We start from the raw sequence: 18,440 nt of genomic DNA on the forward strand, positions 1-18,440 counted from the left end.
GGTATTCCTCTCAGCGCCGTGCCCTCGGTCGGCACCGGCACACGGCGAACGGGATCAGTACGGGCGGAGCGAGCCGATGACGGCCAGAAGCGCGCAGGCGCCGAGATTCAGGACCCGGTGCGACAGGACGACCGCGACGAACTCGCGGATCGTCGCGCTCGGCCAGAAGCAGCGGGCCGTCCGCACGCCGACGACCTGCGCCTCGACCTTCTCCCTGCGGGCGATCTGCGCGGCGCGCATGACGTGGAAGTCGCTGGTCACCACCAGCGCCCGGTGGTCCGGCTCGCGGGCCCGCATCAGCGCCTTGCCGAACCGCAGGTTCTCCTGGGTGGTGCGGGACCTGTCCTCGACGAGGATCAGGCCGGCCGGCAGCGGCGGGGCCCGCGAACCCTCGATGAGCCCGCAGCCGAGCAGCACGACGAAGTCGACGGCCCGCCGGTGCCGGATCCTGCCGTAGACGAACGAGTGGAGCAGGAAGCACGCGAACAGCAGCGACACATAGCCGAGGACGAAGCCCGCCGCGTTCACCGCGGTCCCCAGCGGCTCCCAGCGGGTGCGGTCGGCCAGCGCCTTCAGCGCGACGAACAGCAGGATGCCCGCACCGGCCGTAAGGGACAGCAGGTTCGCCGGGCTCCCGCCCTCGCGGCGCAGCATCGTCATCCCGTTCGCGATCAGGAAGACCGCCGGCGCGAAGGGCAGCAGGACCAGCAGGAGCCAGAGCACCGACACCAGGACCAGGGCCGACGTCGAGGACACCGAGGCCAGTCCGTACAGCAGGCCCAGGGCCAGGAAGAGGAGCGCGAGGAAGAGGTGGACGCCGTTGCGGACGAGTCGTCGGTCGGAGAGGAAACCGCAGGCGAACACCAGGAGGAAAAAGCCTGCGGGAGCGAAGACGATCATGCGTCGGGCCCTTTGCCGGTCGACTGAGCGGGCCGTGGGGGAGATCCCCGGCCGGGGGGACGAGCGTCGCACCGCCCGGCTCGGCCCCGCATCGGCCGAATGACCGAGCCGGCGACCGGGCGGAGCCGCGCCCCCAGGAGGCGCCGCTCCCCGCTGAGCGGGAGGCCGACCCCCGCGTCGCCCCTGGTTTTCCGGGCGGTCTCCATCGGGCGTCAGCCCGGAAGCTGACGCGACGGCATACCTGAGAGTGACGTGACGGCCGGTCGCGTCACTCTCAGGTGGTCGGCTCTTCGGCCGATACGCGGGACGCGCCCGAACCGGATCATGGAGAAGAGCCCGCCACGGATTCCTCTCCGCGGATTCCTCACCGGCGGGCGGACCGGCACAGCCCCGAAACCACGACCGCTCTCTCACCCCACCGGGACCCCGCCACCATGCTCCGCACAGCCCTGCGCAACGTCCTCGCGCACAAGGCCAGACTGCTGATGACCGCGCTCGCCGTCATGCTCGGCGTCGCGTTCGTCTCCGGCACCCTGGTCTTCACCGACACCTTCGAGAACGCCTACCGCGGCCAGGCGGCCAGGAGCTACGCCCACGTGGACGTCGAGGTCGAGGCGCACGCCGACGAGTCCGGCGGATTCCCCGGCATCAGCGGCCGGACGGTCGAGGAGATCGCCCGGCTCGACGGCGTCGCCGCAGCCGCCGGGCGCGTGGACGGACTGGCCTCCGTCGCCGACCGGAACGGCGGGATCGTCGGCGCCGGCATGCTCAACGAGGGCGCCAACTTCGCGCCGGGGAAGGACGGCGAGGACGAGCTCTACACGTTCACCGACGGCAGCGGCCCCACCGGGGCCGGGCAGGTCGCGCTCGACAAGGACACCGCCGACAAGGGCGGCTACCACGTCGGGGACACCGTGCCCGTCGCCCTCACGGGTCCGGCCAAGCCGTACAAGCTCTCCGGCGTCTTCACCACCGAGGCCACCACGGTGGCCGAGGGCGGCAGCCTGGTGCTGTTCGACACCCCCGTCGCCCAGCGGCTCTTCCTGCGGCCGGGCGTCTACCGGTCCGTCACCGTCACCGCCGCCCCGGGCACTTCCAGCACCGAACTCGCCGCCGCCGTCGGCACACTGCTCCCGGACCACGCGCAGGCCCGCACCGGCCGGCAACTCGCCCAGGAGAAGGCCGACGCGGCGGCCGGGGACGCGGCGACACTCAGCACCCTCCTGCTCGCCTTCGCGGGCGTCGCCGTGTTCGTCAGCGTCTTCCTGATCGGCAACACCTTCACCATGCTGGCCGCCCAGCGCACCCGCGAACTCGCCCTGCTGCGCGCGGTCGGCGCCTCCCGCGGGCAGGTCACCCGGTCCGTGCTGATCGAGGCGGCGCTGACCGGCGCGGTCGCCTCGGCCGCCGGGCTCGGGCTCGGCGCCGCCCTGGCCGCCGTGGCGCGCGCCACGGTCGATCTCGGCGGGGGAAAGATCCCGGACGGGCCGCTGACCATCACGTCGACGACCGTCCTGGTCGCGGCCGTCGTCGGGGTCCTGGTCACCATGGTGGCGGCCTGGCTGCCGGCCCGCCGCGCCGCGAAGATCCCGCCGGTCGCGGCGATCGGCAGCGCGCACCTGCCCGCCACCACCAAGTCCCTGGTCGTGCGGAACTGCCTCGGCGGCATCGTCGCCCTGCTCGGCGCCGCGGCCGTCGTCGCGGGTGCCGGGGCGGGCGGTTCCGAGGGCAGGGCGCTCGTCGGGTCCGGCGCCTTCCTCGCCGTGACCGGCGTCCTCGTGCTGATCCCGCTGCTGTCCCGGCCCGTGATCGCGGTCGTCCAGCCGCTGCTGCGGCGCGTCTTCGGGGTCTCCGGCACGCTCGCCGGCCAGAACGCCGTACGCAGCCCGCGCCGCACCGGCGCCACCGCCTCCGCGCTGGCCATCGGGCTCACCCTGGTCAGCGCGCTGACCGTGCTCGGCGCCACCCTCGGCCGGTCCGCCGACCGGATCACCACCGACATCGTCAGGGCCGACTACCGGATCACGGACAACGGCATGGGCCTGGACGCCTCGACGGTCGCCGCCCTGCGCGGGGCCGCGGGCGTCACGGCGGTGTCGCCGGAGCAGACCGGGTCGATGACGGTCGGCGGCAGCACGCAACAGGTCTCCGGCGTCGGCGCGGCGGACTTCCCGGAGGTCGTCCACCTCCCGCTGGTCTCCGGCTCGCTGGACACGCTCACGCGCGGGCAGATCGCCGTCGCCGACGACATCGCGCGCTCCAACGGCTGGACGGTGGGGGACACCCTGCCCGTGGAGTACGACGACTCCAGGACCGGCAGACTGACCGTCGGGGCCGTCTTCGAGAGCAACAGCGTCGTCTCACCGGTCGTCGTCTCCACGGACGTCCTCAAGCCGCACGAGGACGGGGCCCGGATCCTGTGGATCTACGTCAAGACGGACGGCGGCACGGACAGGGCAGCGCTCGCCCGAGCCGTCGCCGGGCGCCCGGGGATCACGATCGGCGGCCGGGAGGACATCCGCGCCCACTTCAACGGGGGCGTCGACACCGCCCTGAACGTCACGTACGGGCTGCTCGCGCTCTCCCTCGTCATCGCCGTGCTGGGAGTGGTGAACACCCTCGCGATGTCGGTCTTCGAACGGCGGCGGGAGGTCGGCGTGCTGCGCGCCGTCGGGCTCGACCGGCGGGGCGTGACGCTGATGATCCGGCTGGAGGCCGTGGTCATCTCCGTCTTCGGCGCCGTCGTCGGGATCGGGCTCGGAGCCTTCCTGGGCCGGGCCGTCTGCGCGATCACGAGGACGGACATCCCCGGGTATGCGCTGGTGCTGCCGTGGGACAGGTTCGGGCTCTTCCTGCTGCTGGCGGCGCTGATCGGCCTCCTGGCCGCTCTGTGGCCCGCCCGCAGCGCGGCCCGGCTGAACATGCTCACCGCCATCAAGGCCGAGTAGCCGAAGGCCAGGACGACCGGACGCCCCCGGACCGGCGCGCCTCCCGCACGGCGGCCAGGAGGCCCATGGTCCCCCGGCCACAGCCCTCGCCCCCCGCCGGTGCGGCCGGGCCGCCCGCCCTCCCCCGAGAGCGGACGGCCCGGCCTTTCCCCCGGCGCCGGACCATGGTCCACGAGCGGTCACCAGCACATGACCGCGGTCCTCCCCGCCCCCCAGGCCGAGTACAGCCGCATACGCACGAAGTACCGCCGCCCCTTCACGAGCCGCACCCGCAGCGACGCGTTCCCCGGCGTCCCCCCGTCGTCGTCCCCCGCGAGGAAACGCGGCTCCCCCTCGCGCTCCTCGAACACGACGACGACGGCGTCGCAGTCGCCGAACGCGGCGAGCCGGTAGTCGCGGGTCTCGGGCGGCTCCAGCGTGAAGTCCGCCTGCTCACCCGGCGCCAGGGACAGCGGCGCCGACCGGAACGGCACGAGCGAGGCGGGCCGGGGCGAGAGCGGCGGCGGGTACCAGCGCTGCACGAACTCCTTGTCCAGCGTGGACAGCGCGCCCGGCGGGTGCACGCCCTGCCGGAACTGCTCGGGCTCCAGGATCAGCCCCGCAGGGAAGGGGTACTCCATCACCGACTGCGGGTCCCACACCGTGCCGTTGACCTCCGTCGCGTCCAGCTTGCGCAGGATGTTGACGTACGTCCGCTCCCGGCTCCAGTGGTTCGGCGGGCCCGCGAGGTCCGCGTACACCGCCTCCTCGTCCCAGTGGATGCCCGCGTACGGGCTCTGGTGCTCGTGCTGCATGCCCAGCGCGTGGCCGATCTGGTGCAGGGCCGTCGCCCGCTCGCCCGGGGCCGTGAGGTCCCAGCCGAAGTTCATCGTCCGCTCGTGCAGCCCCGCGAGCAGCGCCTCGCGGCCGACGGCCGACCAGGAGCCGTCGCTCTCCTCGAAGCCGATGCGGACCTCGGCCTCGGACCGGTCGGCGACCTCGGCGAACGTCACGCCGATGCCGAGGTCCTGCCACTCCCGGAAGCAGTCCCGCACCACCTCGCGCTGCGCCTCGCCGCCCGCCCACGAGACCCGCCGGCTCCCCCCGGTGCCGGCGTTCTCGGAGTCGAAGAAGCAGTAGTGCAGGACCGTGCCGTTCACCCACATCCGCCGCCCGCTCATGAGCGCGCCGAGCCGCTCGGCGGCCAGTCCCGGGGTGAACCCGGGCTCCGGCTGCCTCACGAGCGAGCAGTAGCGGGCGGTCATGGGTCCAGCGTGCCCGGCCCAAGGTCACCGCGCCTGAGTCGGCAGCTACTCAAGTCGCCTGTATCAGACCTGAGTACGCCCGCTCATGATGACGTGACGACTCTCGGACGCGACCCCAAGTCCCTCGACCTGCCGTGGCCGTTCACCGGCCGCGAGGAGGAACTCGCCCTGATCCGCCAGGCCCTGACCGCCGCCCGCCCCGGCATGATCCTCACCGGCCCGGCCGGCCACGGCCGCACCCGCCTCGCGGCGGAGGCCGTGAAGGACCTCGAACCCGGGGGCGGCCGGTCGAGGGGCGCGCGCGGCAGAGCGGGGCGCGGGGGATTCACGGGGGCGCGGGGCGCGGGCGCGCGCGGGGCGCGAGGACGCGCGACGGCGGCTGCGGGGGCGCACGGACGGGGGATTGCGGCGACGGCTGCCGGGGGCGAGAGGCGGGAGGCCTGGGGCGGCGTGTTCCGCGGGGACGCCGAGGGGCCTGAAGGGGCGGCCGACGCTCTCCGGGGCGGCCCCGCAGGAGGCGCCCGCCCGCGCGTGCACACTCCCACCGCCAAGAACCACCCCTACGCGCGCGTGTCCGGCACCCCCGAGACCCGCCACCTGCCCTTCGCCGCCTTCGCCCACCTCCTCCCCGAGGACGTCACCCTGCACCGCGCGGTCGAACTCCTCGCCCCCGTGAGCCTGCTGCTCGTCGACGACGCGCACCTTCTGGACGACGCCTCCGCCGCCCTCGTCCACCAGCTCGCCGTGCAGGGCCGCACCCGCCTCCTGGTCGTCACGCAGGACGGCGCCCCCGCCCCCACCCCGATCACCCGCCTGTGGGCCGACGAGCTCCTCCCGAGGCTCGTCCTCGGCCCCCTCCCGTACGACGCGACGGTCCAGCTCCTGACGTCCGGCGCGGGTGTCCCCCTCGACGCGCTCACCGTCGACCGCCTCGACCGCCTCGCGCGGGGCGACCTCAGGCTCCTGCGGGATTTGGTGGACGCCGTACGCGAACAGGAACTGCTGGTCCCGTCCGGCGACGACACGTACGCCTGGCGGGGCCCCCTCCCCCTCACCCCGGCCGTCCGCGAACGGGCGTCCGGCATCCTCGCGCGCACGGACGCCGAGCGGGAGACCCTGGACCGCCTGGCGTTCGCGGAACCACTGCCGGTGCGGGCGGAGAAACTCGACCTGGCCGTCCTGGAGCGGCTGGAGGCCGAGGGCTTGATCGAGGTCGGCGACGACACGGCCGCAAGCCGTGCGGCCGAGTCCGGCGGTCACCCGGCCGTACGCCTCGCCGACCCGCTGCACGGCCCCGTCCTGCGCGCCGCGGCGGGCCGGCTGCGGGCGCTGCGGCTGGCCGGCGAGCGGGAGCCGTACGAGGTGGCGCTGGCCGAGGAGTCCGCCGAACTGGTCCGGCGGATCGGTGCGGCGGACGTCCGGGACACGCGCGCGCCCGTGGGGGAGTGGCTCGTCGCGGAGGGGGAACCGGTGCCGCCGGTCCACGCGTGCGTGCGCGCACGGTTCGCCCGACTGCGCGGCGACCTGCGGCAGGCCGCCTCCTGGGCCCGCGAAGGGCTGCGCCACAGCCCCGCCGACGCCGACTGCCGTACGGAGCTGGCGCGGGCCGAGGAGGGCGGCGTACGGCTCGACGAGATGGCGGCGGACGACGGGGTGTTCGCGCACTACGCGCGGGCGCTGGCGCAGGGCGACGCGACCGCCCTGGACGAGGTGGCCGGCGAACTGGAGGAGCGGGGCTTCCTCCTGTACGCCGCCGAGGCCCGCACCCGCGCCGGTCACGCCCACCGCGACCCCCGCGCGGCCCGAGCCGCCCGCACCCGAGCCGTGGCCCTGACCCGCCGCTGCCGGCCCTCAGGCACCCCCGCCCCGACGGGCCTCGCCCTGGACGACCTCACCGCTCGCCAACGCCAGATCGTCACCCTCGCGGCAGCGGGCCTCAGCAACCGCCAGATCGCCGAACGCCTGACCCTGTCGATCCGGACGGTCGGCAACCACCTGTACAGCGCGTACACGCGGCTGGGGGCGAGCGACAGGGGCGCGCTGCCGTGGGTGGTGGGGCAACCGGCGTGAGGGGCGGGGGAGTTCACGGGGAAGGGCGTGGCCGTCTCAACCGGCGTGGGCGAGCCTCGACCGGCGTGCGCGGGGCGGCCCGCTCACCCTCCCCGCGTCACCCTCCCCGCGTCACCCTCACGCCGCCCCGAACGCCGTGAACGCCCACCCCGTCGCCTGGTGCAGCGCATCCCCCGGCACCGCCCCGCGCGCGTCCCGCAGGGCCTCCGCGAGCGTGCGTCCGTCCGCGAGGCTCTTGTGGAGGGCCAGCATCAGGGGGACCACGGCCGCGTCGTTGACCGGGGCGCTGCTCGCCAGGACGCCCGCTGTGCCGAGCGGGAGCAACGCCGTGACCAGGCCCAGGAGTTCGTCCGCGCCGACCGAGGCGAGACGGGCGGTGTCGCAGCTGGAGAGGATGATGCGGTGGGGGCTGCGGTCGAGGCGTTCGAAGTCGTGGACGATCAGCGGCCCGTCGGCCATGCGCAACGACGAGAACAGGGGACTGTCCGCGCGGAACGTGCCGTGCGCGGCGATGTGGGCGAGCGCGGCACCGTCCAGTTCCGTGAGCACCCGGGGGACGCGCGCCTCGTCGTGCTCCAGGACGACGGGACGGCCGTACCGGCCCGCGACCTCGGGGACCTCGGCGCCGCCCGTCGCGAGCCCGGGGCCGCGCACCAGGACGTGCCGGCCACCCGCCGGCGCGGGCGTCTCCTTCGCGCGCAGCCAACTGCTCGCGGACGGCGACACGCTGAGGACGCGCTCGCGCAGCGCGGGCAGCAGGGCCCACGGCACCCGGTGCAGGCGCGCGGGCGGCACGACGACCACCGGCCCGTCGCCGAGCCGGTCGGCGGCGGGACCGAGGAGGAGGGTCTGGAGCCGCCGCCCCATCTCCTCGACGAGCGGCAGCCGCCCCTCCGCGCCCGGGTGCGCGAGACGCCGGAGCGTCGCCTGGACGTGCTCGGCCTCCCGCTCCGCGTCCGCGAGCCGCCCGCCCGCGAACCGCCGCACCCGCCCGCCCCCGACGAGCAGCACCTGCACGCGCCCGTCGAGCACGGCGAGTTCGACGAGCCGCCCGTCGCCGAGCCGCTCCAGCAGCCGCCCCACGTCGAACCGGTGGCCGTCGCCGGGGGACTCGCCCCGGATGTGCAGCGTCCTCGACCGGATCTCCCGCTCCAGACGCCGCTGCTCGCGCTCCAGGGCGGGCAGGGGGCGCCCGGAGATGCGGGCCTGCTCCGCCTGGTCGGCGATGACGCGGAAGGCCGTCAGACCGCTCAGGAGGGTCGCGTCGGCGGGCGGCCGGGTGGGCGGCGCGGACAGCACCGTCGCCCGCCACCGCTCGGACCACAGCAGCAACTGGCGCGGCCCGCCCCCCTCCAGGCTCACCTGCTGCGCCAGCGCGGCGAGTTCGGCGCCCTGCGCGGTCGCCCGCGCGCGCAGCTCGGAGGCGCCGAGCGTCATCCGGTGGTCGTCCAGGACGTCGAGACCGCGCCGGCACGCCTCCAGGACACCCCGCCCCGAGCCCGCCGCGCGCGCCCGCAGGGCCTGCGCCGCCCACCCCGTCACCCGGGCCAGCGGCGGCCCGCTGTGCCGGCTGCGGGCCGCCAGCGCGAGATACCGCTCGGCGTCGGCCGTCCAGTCCAGGACCAGCGCGATACGGCCCGCCAGCAGCCATGCCTCCGGCGCCGCGGGCGCACCGAACGACGCGAGCCGCCCGGCGACCTTCGCGGCGTCCGCGACGAGCCGCCCCGACGCCCGCCCGGCCGTCAGCTTCGCCTCGATCAGCACCAGTTGGGCGTGCGTCTCCCACCAGGACCGCCGCTGCGCCGCGAACAGCCGCACGGCGACCGCCGCGCGCGCGATGGCCGTCCCCGTGTCGCCCGCGAGGCGCGCCGCCTTCGCCGCCGCCAGCAGGAGTTCCGCCTTGCGCGTGGACTGCCCCCGGATGCCGTCCAGGACGGCGATCGCCGCGTCCGCCTCGGCCAGCGCCTCCGGGGCGAGCCCGGCGGCCATCAGCACCTCGCAGCGCCGGATGTTCAGCATGATCCCCGGCGTGCCGAGCTTCGCGTACCGCTCCTCCGCGTCGTCCAGCAGACTCAGCGCGCGCGGGATGTCGCCCGAGCGGAACGCGGCGATGCCCTGGCTCTCGACGGCGTCCGCCTTGTCGTGCTCCTGCCCGGTGGTGTCCCACAGGGCCTGCGCCGCCGCGTAGTCCGCGTCCGCCCGGTCCACCGCGCCCAGCGCCAGATGCACCGTCGCGCGCAGGTTCAGCGCACGCGCCGTCCAGATGGTGTCGCCCACCTGACGCAGCACCGGCACCGCGCGCCGCAGGTCCTCCAGCGCCTGAGGGTGATGCCCGAGGACCTCCCACGAGTACGCCCGCCGGAACAGCACCCGCGCGCGCGTGAGTCCCGTACCGCGCTCCACGCCCCGCTCGAACGCGGCCAGGCCCTGCCGGGTACGGCCCGCGTGCACGAGGGCGACCCCGAGGGTGCCCAGGATGTCCGCCTCCCGGTCGGCGGAGTCGGCGCGCGCCGCCAGCACGCGCGCGCGGCGCAGATGCTTCAGCGCGAGACCCAGATCGCCCCAGTCCCGCTGCCAGATCCCGATCACCTGATGGGCGACCGAGCCGTGCAGCGCCGGCGGATCGGCGCGGAGCAGTTCCTCCGCCCGCGCCAACGCCTCATGGGGGGCGGCGAACACCAGAGGCAGCAGTTCGAGGACCGGTTCGTGTGCCGCTGTCACCCCACGGATGGTATCGGGCAGCGGAGCGCATCACACCGGTTGGTGCCCTTCCGGCACAGCGCCCCGCCACCGGCCCTCGCCGGACGCGCCGCGCGCACCCCGGCGCACACCGCGTCGCGCGCCCCCGGCAGACCCCCACCTGCGGCGAAACGATCCTTCACGCGGAACGGTAGCTTCCCCTGTATCAACCGCCGCCCTCGCGGCTCTCACTGACGACCATCGCCTCAGGGGAAGAGGACAGCCATGGCGCCACAGCGTTTCCAGGAGCAGTTCGACCACATACAGCGCTCGATGCCGGGCGTGCCGCTGGCCATGGGCCCCGACGATCTCGGGGAGTTCGTCTACGAGAAAGGCGTCGTCCTCGCGCGCGACGGCGAGGAGGCGCGCCTCGTCGAGGACACCGTGCGCGCGCACTTCACCGAGGCGCCCAGCCTGACCGCCGACCACGTCCGCCGCGCGGGCCCCGAGACCAACCGCTCCGGCATCACCCGCATCCAGGTCGGCGACCCCGGCCAGGGCGTCCGCGCGGGCGGCGACGACCAGACCGTCGCCCACGCGCTGCGCGCCCTCAGCGCCCGCGAGGGCCGCGCCGGCCGCCGCCTGATCAGCCGCAACCACGTCGTCCACATCGCCACCAACGCCTGCCCGGGCGACGAACCGGTGCCCGCCGCCCGCACCGAGGGCACCAACCCCGCGCCCGCCGACGCCGTCCACGACCCCGACACCGCCGTCCGTGTCCTGGTCGTCGACAACGGCCTCACCCACGACTACCGCGCCTGCCCCGGCCTCGGGCACGTCACCGGCGACGCCCAGCTCAGCGAGACCGACGACCAGGGCGTCCTGCGCCAGTACGCCGGGCACGGCACGTTCATAGCGGGCCTGCTCACCGCCGTCGCCCCCAACACCGACGTCACCGTGCGCGGCACCCTCAACGACGCCGGCGCCATCCTGGAGTCCGAGTTCGGCGAGCGCCTCTTCGACGCCGTCGCCGACGGCTGGCCCGACATCCTCAGCCTCTCCGCCGGCAGCGTCAACGGCCGCACCGACGGCCTCCTCGGCGTCGAGGCGTTCATGACCGCCCTCCAGACCCAGCGCACCCTGCTCGTGGCCGCCGCCGGCAACGACAGCAGGGCCACGCCGTTCTGGCCCGCCGCCTACGCGGGCCTGCCCGAGCACGCCGACTCCGTCCTGTCCGTCGGCGCCCTGCGCGCGGACGGCGCGTTCGGCGCCTGCTTCACCAACTACGGCCCCTGGGTGAAGGTCTACGCCCCCGGCGAGCGCCTCGTCAGCGCCCTCACCGGCTTCGACGCCCCCGTGCCGTACGTCTACCAGCACTCCACCTACGACACCTGCCGCTACGGCTTCGGCTACGCCTGCACCTGCTGCACCCCCCGCCACACCGGCGTCCTCAGCGACCCCGACGAGAAACCCGATCAGGTGATGTTCGAGGGATACGCCGCCTGGAGCGGCACCTCCTTCGCCACCCCCCTGGTCGCCGGACTCGTCGCCGCCTGGATGACCGCGAGCCGCGAGAGCGACCCGCGCGCGGCGGCCCGCGGCCTGCTCACCGCCTGCGCGGACTTCGCCGAGGTGCGCGGCGCGCACGTGACGGCGCTGCGCCCGCCGACCTGGCTCCCGGCCCACGCCGGGCAGCTCGTCGCCCACTCATGAGGGCCGTCGCCATCCCCGTCACGGCGTACGATGACATGCCGTACACGAGGGGTGGGGCCGTGGACCGTACTGATGTCGGCGCGCTCGTCCAGGCCGCGATCGACGGTGACGCGGCGGCCTGGAAAGCGCTGGTGGAAGGGCTCAGCCCGCTGGTCTGGTCGGTGGTGCGCGCCCACCGGCTCTCCGAGGCCGACGGGCACGAGGTGGCACAGACCGTGTGGCTGCGCTACGCCCAGCACCTGCACCGCATCCGGGAACCCGAGAAATCGGGAGCCTGGCTGGCGCGCACCGCGCGCAACGAGTGCCTGAAGGTCATCAAGGGCCTCAGGCGCCTCACCCCGACCGACGACCCCCAGGTCCTGGACCGGGTCAGCGAGGACCGCACCCCCGAGCAGTCCGTCCTCGACTCCGAGGAGGCCGCCGCGCAGAGCGAACGCGTGCGCCGCCTCTGGCAGGAGTTCGAGGCCCTCGGCGAACGCTGCCGGGAACTGCTGCGGGTGCTCATCGCCTCGCCCCCGCCCAGCTACCAGGAGGTGGCGGACTCGCTCGGCATCGCCGTCGGCAGCATCGGCCCGATGCGCCAGCGCTGCCTGCGCCGTCTGCGCGCCCGCCTGGACGCCCGGGGGCCGCAGTGAACCACGACGACGTGTACGACGGGATGGACGAGCCGATGAACGAGGCCCCCCACGACGACGAGGCCGCGGACGGCTTCGCGGACGACCGCCTGGAGGAGGAACTGCGCCAGGCCGCCGCGATCCTCGACCCGGTGCCCCCGGAGGTGTACCGCACCGCCCTGGAGGCGTACGCCCTGATCGACCTCGACGCCAAGATCGCCGGGCTGACCTTCGACTCGCTGACCCACGGCATCCCCGTACGGGGAGTGACGGACGCGCCGCGCATGCTGACCTTCGACACCGGCGACCTGACGGTCGACGTCGAGGTCACCGCGCACGGCATGTTCGGCCAGCTCATGCCCCCGCAGACGGCCCACATCGAGGTCCTCGGCGGCTCGCGCACCAGCCGCGCGCTCGACGCCGACGAACTCGGCCGGTTCACCAGCGAGGACCCGCTCTCCGGCCCGTTCGCGCTCAGAGTGCGGGCCGGAGAGAACGTCGTCGTCACGGAATGGCTGCGCGCCTAGCGTCACCAGGTGACCGGCAGCGTCCGCGGCCCCCGGATCATGGTCTTCGTGCGCCACTCGACCTGGTCCGCGGGCACCGCGAGACGCAGCCCCGGCAACCGCCTGAGCAGCGTCTCCAGCAGGAGGTCGATCTGGAGGCGCGCCAGGACCATGCCGGTGCAGTGGTGCGCGCCGTTCCCGAACGCCAGGTGGGGGTTCGGGTCCCGGCCCACATCGATGACGTCCGGCGCGGGGAAGACCTCCGGATCGCGGTTGGCGGCCAGGTACGACACGTACACCGGCTCGCCCGCGCGGATCACGTGCCCCGCCAGCTCCACGTCCTCCAGGGCGATCCGCGCCAGGCCCACACTGCTGCGGTGCGGGATGTAGCGCAGCAGCTCGTCGATCAACGCACCGCGCGCGTCAGGGCGTTCCCGCATCCGCACCAGCAGCTCCGGGCGGGTCAGCAGCAGGTACAGCATCTGGCCGACGTTGTGCGTCACCGCCTCGCCGCCGATCTGAAGCGGGCCCGCCAGACCGACCGCCTCCTCCTCGCGCACGTCCCCGCGCGCGACGGCCGCGCCGAGGAGCGCGTACACGTCCTCGCCGGGCTCCTGCGCGCGGGCGCGGATCGCCTGCGTGATCCAGCCGTACAGCCCCTCCTTCGCCCGCCCCGCGCCCGCCGCGCCGCCCGACGTCGAGATGATCTCCCGCGTCCACGCGTGCACCCGCTCGCGGTCCGCCTCGGGGACCCCCATGACCTCGCTGACCACCGCCAGCGGGAACGGCTCCAGCACCCGCGCGACCAGATCGGCGGGCGGCCCGTCCCGCACGACGCCGTCGACCAGGCCGTCCAGGAGCGCCTGGGCCGTCGGGCGCAGCCGCTTCATGCCGCCCACCGTGAACGCCCCCGCGACCGCCCTGCGCAGCCGGTTGTGGTCGGGCTGGTCCGCGAACGCCAGCGAGCCCGGGCGCGGCGCGAAATGCGGGGCCATCCGCGTGACCTGGCACTTCGTCACCTCGGCGCGGCTGAAACGGGGATCGTTCGTCACCGTGCGCACATCGTCGTACCGCGTCGCCAGCCACGCCCAGCCCTCGCCGAACGGCAGCCGGATCCGGGTCAGCGGGCCCTCCCGCATCAGCTCCGCGAGGAACGGGTCGAACGCCGTGCCCTCCAGGTCGGGGGTGGGCCAGTCCCGTACGGCGGGCGGGGCCGGTGTCGTCATCTCCTCGGTCATGCGTCCACCCTCGCCGGGGGCGGGCGGTGTGTCGCGCGGGAGTGCTGCGTCAGCGTGAGACGGCGTCCACGAGAGCGGCCAGCGCCGCCGCGACCCCGTCCAGACCGGGACCCGCCGCGCCGCCGGGCTCCGCCATGTAGACGTCCCGGCGGACCTCGATCATCAACGCCGTCACCCGGGCGTCCGCCCCGTAGTACTCCAGGGGTACGTACGTCCCGCTGAACGGGCTGTCGAGACCCGTCCCGAACCCCGCGAACGCGTCCCGCGCGGCGGCGAGCAGCGCCGGGGGCGTGTGGAAGGCGTCGGTGCCGAGGCAGACGGCGGGCCGCTCGCCGGCGCCGTGCAACTCGTACGGCAACGGCTCGCTGGGGTACGAGTGCACGTCGATCACCACCGCCCGCCCCGTCGCCGCCAGCCGCCCGGCGACGGCGTCGGTCATCGCGCGCGCGTACGGGTGGAAGTAGCGCCGGACGAGAGGCTCCGGATCGACGGTGTCGTTCCGCAGCACTCCGCCGTGAGTGGTCCGGGTGTACACGGCGCCCATCCCCACCGCGCGCATCTCCTCCCGCTCGTCCGGGAACCGCTCCGGATCCACGACCAGCCGCGACAGCAGGTTGACGAACCGCCACGGCCGCACGGCCGCCTCTTCGGCCGCCCGCCCGGCGATCTCGTCGGTGTGCGCGTCCACGATGTGATCCGACTCCCGCTCCAGCGCGGCGTCCCCCAGCACGATCCCCTCCCGCACCTGCGCCGGGATCTCCCGCGCGGCGTGCGGCACATGCAGGATCACCGGGGAGCCGTCCGCACCGGGGAGATACGCGAAGGAGGACGGTACTGCGCTGGTCACGGCTGCTCCCGGGGCGTTGTCAGTGGCGTGGTGCACCATCGGATCAAGGTGTCACACCGACCGAGGGGGAGGGGCCGTGGGGGGAGCCGGGACAAGCCGCCGTCGCGGGGACGGCCGACGGCCTCTTCGGCGCGGTCTGCCGCTCCTGCCCCGCACATGGCTTTGCCCCGGCCGGAAACCTCCCGGCCGGGGCAAAGCGGTGTCTCAGCCGCTCAGGGGCGGCTCACCGGCAGGTTCAGAGCGCGGCCAGGGCCGTGTTCCAGGTCGCCGACGGGCGCATGACCGCCGCCGCCTTCGCCGGGTCGGGCTGGTAGTAGCCGCCGATGTCGGCGGCGGAGCCCTGGACGGCGTTCAGCTCGTCGACGATGGTCTGCTCGTTCGCCGCGAGGGACTCGGCGAGCGGCGCGAACGCCTTCGCGAGGTCCGCGTCCTCGGTCTGCGCGGCCAGCTCCTGCGCCCAGTACAGGGAGAGGTAGAAGTGGCTGCCGCGGTTGTCGATGCCGCCGACGCGCCGGGTCGGGGACTTGTCCTCGTTGAGGAAGGTCGCCGTGGCGCGGTCGAGGGTGTCGGCGAGGACCTTGGCCTTCGGGTTGTTCGTGGCCTCGGCGTACTGCTCCAGGGACGGCACCAGCGCGAAGAACTCGCCCAGGGAGTCCCAGCGCAGGTAGTTCTCCTTGACGAGCTGCTGCACGTGCTTGGGCGCGGAGCCGCCGGCGCCCGTCTCGAAGAGGCCGCCGCCCGCCATCAGCGGGACGACCGACAGCATCTTGGCGCTGGTGCCCAGCTCCAGGATCGGGAAGAGGTCGGTCAGGTAGTCGCGCAGCACGTTGCCGGTGACGGAGATGGTGTTCTCGCCGCGGCGGATGCGCTCGATGGACAGCTTGGTGGCGTCGACCGGCGCGAGGATGCGGATGTCCAGGCCCTCGGTGTCGTGCTCGGGGAGGTACGCCTTGACCTTCTCGATGATCACGGCGTCGTGGCCGCGGCCCTCGTCCAGCCAGAACACGGCCGGGTCACCGGTGGCCCGCGCGCGCGTGACGGCGAGCTTCACCCAGTCGCGGATCGGCGCGTCCTTGGTCTGGCAGGCGCGGAAGATGTCGCCCTCGGCGACCTCCTGCTCCAGCACGACGTTCCCGGCCTGGTCGACGAGGCGGACCGTGCCGGCGGCCTTGATCTCGAAGGTCTTGTCGTGGGAGCCGTACTCCTCGGCCTTCTGCGCCATGAGGCCGACGTTCGGGACGGACCCCATGGTGGAGGGGTCGTAGGCGCCGTTGGCGCGGCAGTCGTCGATGACGGCCTGGTAGACGCCCGCGTACGAGGAGTCCGGCAGGACGGCGATGGTGTCGGCCTCCTGGCCGTCCGGGCCCCACATGTGGCCGGAGGTGCGGATCATGGCCGGCATCGAGGCGTCGACGATGACGTCGGACGGCACGTGCAGGTTGGTGATGCCCTTGTCGGAGTCGACCATCGCGAGCGCGGGGCCCTCGGCGAGCTCGGCGTCGAAGGACGCCTTGATCTCGGCGCCGTTCGGGAGCGCGTCGAGGCCCTTGAGGATGCCGCCCAGACCGTCGTTCGGGGTGAGGCCGGCGGCGGCCAGCGCCTCGCCGTACGCGGCGAACGTCTTCGGGAAGAACGCGCGGACCACGTGGCCGAAGATGATCGGGTCCGAGACCTTCATCATCGTCGCCTTGAGGTGCACGGAGAACAGCACGCCCTCGGCCTTGGCGCGGGCGATCTGCGCGGTGAGGAACTCCCGCAGCGCGGCCACGCGCAGCACCGACGCGTCGACGACCTCACCGGCCAGGACGGGTACCGACTCGCGCAGCACGGTCGTCGTGCCGTCGGCGGCGGCCAGCTCGATGCGCAGCGCGCCCGCCTCGGAGATCACGACCGCCTTCTCGGTGGAGCGGAAGTCGTTCTCACCCATGGTCGCCACGTTGGTCCTGGACTCGGAGGTCCAGGCGCCCATGCGGTGCGGGTGGGTCTTCGCGTAGTTCTTGACCGACGCGGGGGCGCGGCGGTCGGAGTTGCCCTCGCGCAGGACCGGGTTCACGGCGGAGCCCTTGACCTTGTCGTAGCGGGCCTGGATCTCCCGCTCCTCGTCGGTCTTCGGGTCGTCCGGGTAGTCCGGCAGCGCGTAGCCCTGGCTCTGAAGCTCGGCGACCGCGGCCTTCAGCTGCGGGATGGACGCCGAGATGTTCGGCAGCTTGATGATGTTCGCGGCCGGCGTCTTGGCCAGCTCGCCCAGCTCGGCGAGGGCGTCCGGGATCCGCTGGTCCTCGCTCAGGTACTCGGGAAACACCGCGATGATGCGCCCGGCCAGCGAGATGTCCCGGGTCTCCACGGAGACGCCCGCCTGGCCGGCGTACGCCTCGACCACCGGCAGGAACGAATACGTCGCCAGGGCCGGGGCCTCGTCAGTGTGGGTGTAGATGATGGTCGAGTCAGTCACCGGGTGCTCCGCTCCACGTCTGCAACATTGCTCGACATCAAGATATCTCGTGACGCGAGCGGCCTCGACAGGGGTCCGTACGGTCCCGGCTCACGACGCCGCCTCCCGCTGCTGCGGTATCACCAGCGACCCCTGCTGCAACGACACGTTCCGCGCCGGCGCCGGAATCCTGATCCCCTCCGCCCGGTAGCGCTTGTGCAGCCGCTTGATGAACTCGTGCTTGATCCGGTACTGGTCGCTGAACTCCCCGACCCCCAGGATCACGGTGAACCCGATGCGGTTGTCCCCGAACGTGTGGAAGCGCACCGCGGGCTCGTGGTCCGGCACCGCACCGGCGGTCTCCGTCATCACCTCGGCGATGACGTCCATGGTGACCTTCTCGACCTGGTCGAGGTCGCTGTCGTACGCGACCCCCACCTGTACGAGGATCGTCAGCTGCTGCTCGGGCCGCATGAAATTGGTCATGTTGGCCTTGGCGAGCTGCCCGTTGGGGATCACGATGAGGTTGTTGGACAGGGCGCGCACGGTCGTCTGGCGCCAGTTGATGTCCTCGACGTACCCCTCCTCGCCGCTGCTCAGCTTGATGTAGTCGCCGGGCTGGACGGTCTTCGAGGCGAGGATGTGGATGCCCGCGAAGAGGTTCGCGAGGGTGTCCTGGAGAGCCAGCGCGACGGCGAGACCGCCGACGCCGAGGGCGGTCAGCATCGGCGCTATGGAGATGCCGAGCGACTGGAGCATCACGAGGAACCCGATCGCCAGGATCAGCACCCGCGTGATGTTCACGAAGATCGTCGCGGACCCGGCGACCCCGGGCCGCGACTGGGTGATCGTCTGCATGAACCCGGCGACGACCCGCGCCACCGACACGGTCACCACGAAGATCAGGACGACGGTGAACGCCTGGTTGGCCGTCCGGTGCCACACCTTGGCCAGCGGCAGCACGGCCGCCCCCGAGGCGACGCCCCCGGCGACCGCCGCCCACGGCAGCACGCCCCGCAGCGCGGCGACCATCACATCGTCGCCGCCCCACTTCGTGCGCTTGGCGTGCTTGCCGAGCCACAGCAGCAGCGACCGCGACACGAACGCCACCAGCAGCCCGGACCCGACCGCTATGCCGGCCAACACCGCGTCATGGACGGCGAGTTCACGGGTCAGCACGGGCCACCTCCCGCCAACTCGCCCATAAGAGGCCGGATGTGAAATGTCGTCACCTGGTCACCTGCTCGAAT

At 73.8% G+C, this 18,440-nt stretch carries 12 protein-coding genes; 5 read left to right on the forward strand and 7 right to left on the reverse strand.

The window, feature by feature from the left end; genetic code table 11:
* Nucleotides 1-54: 54 nt before the first annotated feature.
* On the reverse strand, nucleotides 55-900 hold the full coding sequence (locus PV682_RS12760; RefSeq protein ID WP_319728752.1) for a YdcF family protein: 846 nt from the start codon (nucleotides 898-900) through the stop codon (nucleotides 55-57).
* A gap of 434 nt (nucleotides 901-1,334) precedes the next feature.
* Between PV682_RS12760 and PV682_RS12765 the strand changes: the two genes are divergently transcribed.
* On the forward strand, nucleotides 1,335-3,848 hold the full coding sequence (locus PV682_RS12765) for an ABC transporter permease (RefSeq protein WP_319728754.1): 2,514 nt from the start codon (nucleotides 1,335-1,337) through the stop codon (nucleotides 3,846-3,848).
* A gap of 179 nt (nucleotides 3,849-4,027) precedes the next feature.
* Here PV682_RS12765 and absR1 read toward each other — a convergent pair whose 3' ends face one another.
* Nucleotides 4,028-5,092, reverse strand: a complete 1,065-nt coding sequence (gene absR1, locus PV682_RS12770; RefSeq protein ID WP_319728756.1) for a beta-glucuronidase AbsR1 — start codon at nucleotides 5,090-5,092, stop codon at nucleotides 4,028-4,030.
* Nucleotides 5,093-5,185: 93 nt separating this feature from the next.
* Here absR1 and PV682_RS12775 point away from each other — a divergent pair, with 93 nt between their 5' ends.
* Entirely contained in the window at nucleotides 5,186-7,162 is a 1,977-nt protein-coding gene (locus PV682_RS12775; RefSeq protein ID WP_319728759.1) for a helix-turn-helix transcriptional regulator, read from the forward strand.
* 117 nt (nucleotides 7,163-7,279) lie between these two features.
* On the opposite strand, the gene PV682_RS12780 is transcribed toward PV682_RS12775, so the two are convergent.
* Entirely contained in the window at nucleotides 7,280-9,883 is a 2,604-nt protein-coding gene (locus tag PV682_RS12780; RefSeq protein ID WP_319728761.1) for a CHAT domain-containing protein, read from the reverse strand.
* A gap of 243 nt (nucleotides 9,884-10,126) precedes the next feature.
* Between PV682_RS12780 and PV682_RS12785 the strand changes: the two genes are divergently transcribed.
* The 3 genes from PV682_RS12785 to PV682_RS12795 are packed head-to-tail and all read left to right on the forward strand — an operon-like array spanning nucleotide 10,127 to nucleotide 12,695.
* Nucleotides 10,127-11,554 carry a S8/S53 family peptidase gene (locus PV682_RS12785; RefSeq protein ID WP_319728763.1) on the forward strand — a complete coding sequence of 476 codons (1,428 nt, stop codon included), beginning with the start codon at nucleotides 10,127-10,129 and terminating at the stop codon, nucleotides 11,552-11,554.
* Nucleotides 11,555-11,589: 35 nt separating this feature from the next.
* Nucleotides 11,590-12,189 (forward strand): RNA polymerase sigma factor, encoded by a 600-nt coding sequence (locus PV682_RS12790; RefSeq protein ID WP_193555140.1) that lies wholly within the window; start codon nucleotides 11,590-11,592, stop codon nucleotides 12,187-12,189.
* Nucleotides 12,190-12,224: 35 nt separating this feature from the next.
* The gene (locus PV682_RS12795) at nucleotides 12,225-12,695 is read left to right on the forward strand and encodes a hypothetical protein (protein WP_319728932.1); all 471 of its coding nucleotides are present in this window, start codon (nucleotides 12,225-12,227) and stop codon (nucleotides 12,693-12,695) included.
* A gap of 2 nt (nucleotides 12,696-12,697) precedes the next feature.
* Here PV682_RS12795 and PV682_RS12800 read toward each other — a convergent pair whose 3' ends face one another.
* The 4 genes from PV682_RS12800 to PV682_RS12815 all read right to left on the reverse strand — a co-directional run bounded on the left by PV682_RS12800 (nucleotide 12,698) and on the right by PV682_RS12815 (nucleotide 18,369).
* Entirely contained in the window at nucleotides 12,698-13,912 is a 1,215-nt protein-coding gene (locus PV682_RS12800; RefSeq protein ID WP_319728767.1) for a cytochrome P450, read from the reverse strand.
* 49 nt (nucleotides 13,913-13,961) lie between these two features.
* Nucleotides 13,962-14,798: an N-formylglutamate amidohydrolase gene (locus tag PV682_RS12805; protein ID WP_407705656.1), complete on the reverse strand. Its 837-nt coding sequence runs from the start codon at nucleotides 14,796-14,798 to the stop codon at nucleotides 13,962-13,964.
* 196 nt (nucleotides 14,799-14,994) lie between these two features.
* Complete coding sequence (locus PV682_RS12810) at nucleotides 14,995-17,211, reverse strand: NADP-dependent isocitrate dehydrogenase (RefSeq protein ID WP_319728771.1); 2,217 nt, start codon at nucleotides 17,209-17,211, stop codon at nucleotides 14,995-14,997.
* 90 nt (nucleotides 17,212-17,301) lie between these two features.
* The gene (locus PV682_RS12815) at nucleotides 17,302-18,369 is read right to left on the reverse strand and encodes a mechanosensitive ion channel family protein (RefSeq protein ID WP_407705657.1); all 1,068 of its coding nucleotides are present in this window, start codon (nucleotides 18,367-18,369) and stop codon (nucleotides 17,302-17,304) included.
* Between the last annotated feature and the right edge of the window lie 71 nt (nucleotides 18,370-18,440).

Source organism: Streptomyces niveiscabiei (assembly GCF_033794345.1).
GTDB classification, from domain to species: domain Bacteria; phylum Actinomycetota; class Actinomycetes; order Streptomycetales; family Streptomycetaceae; genus Streptomyces; species Streptomyces niveiscabiei.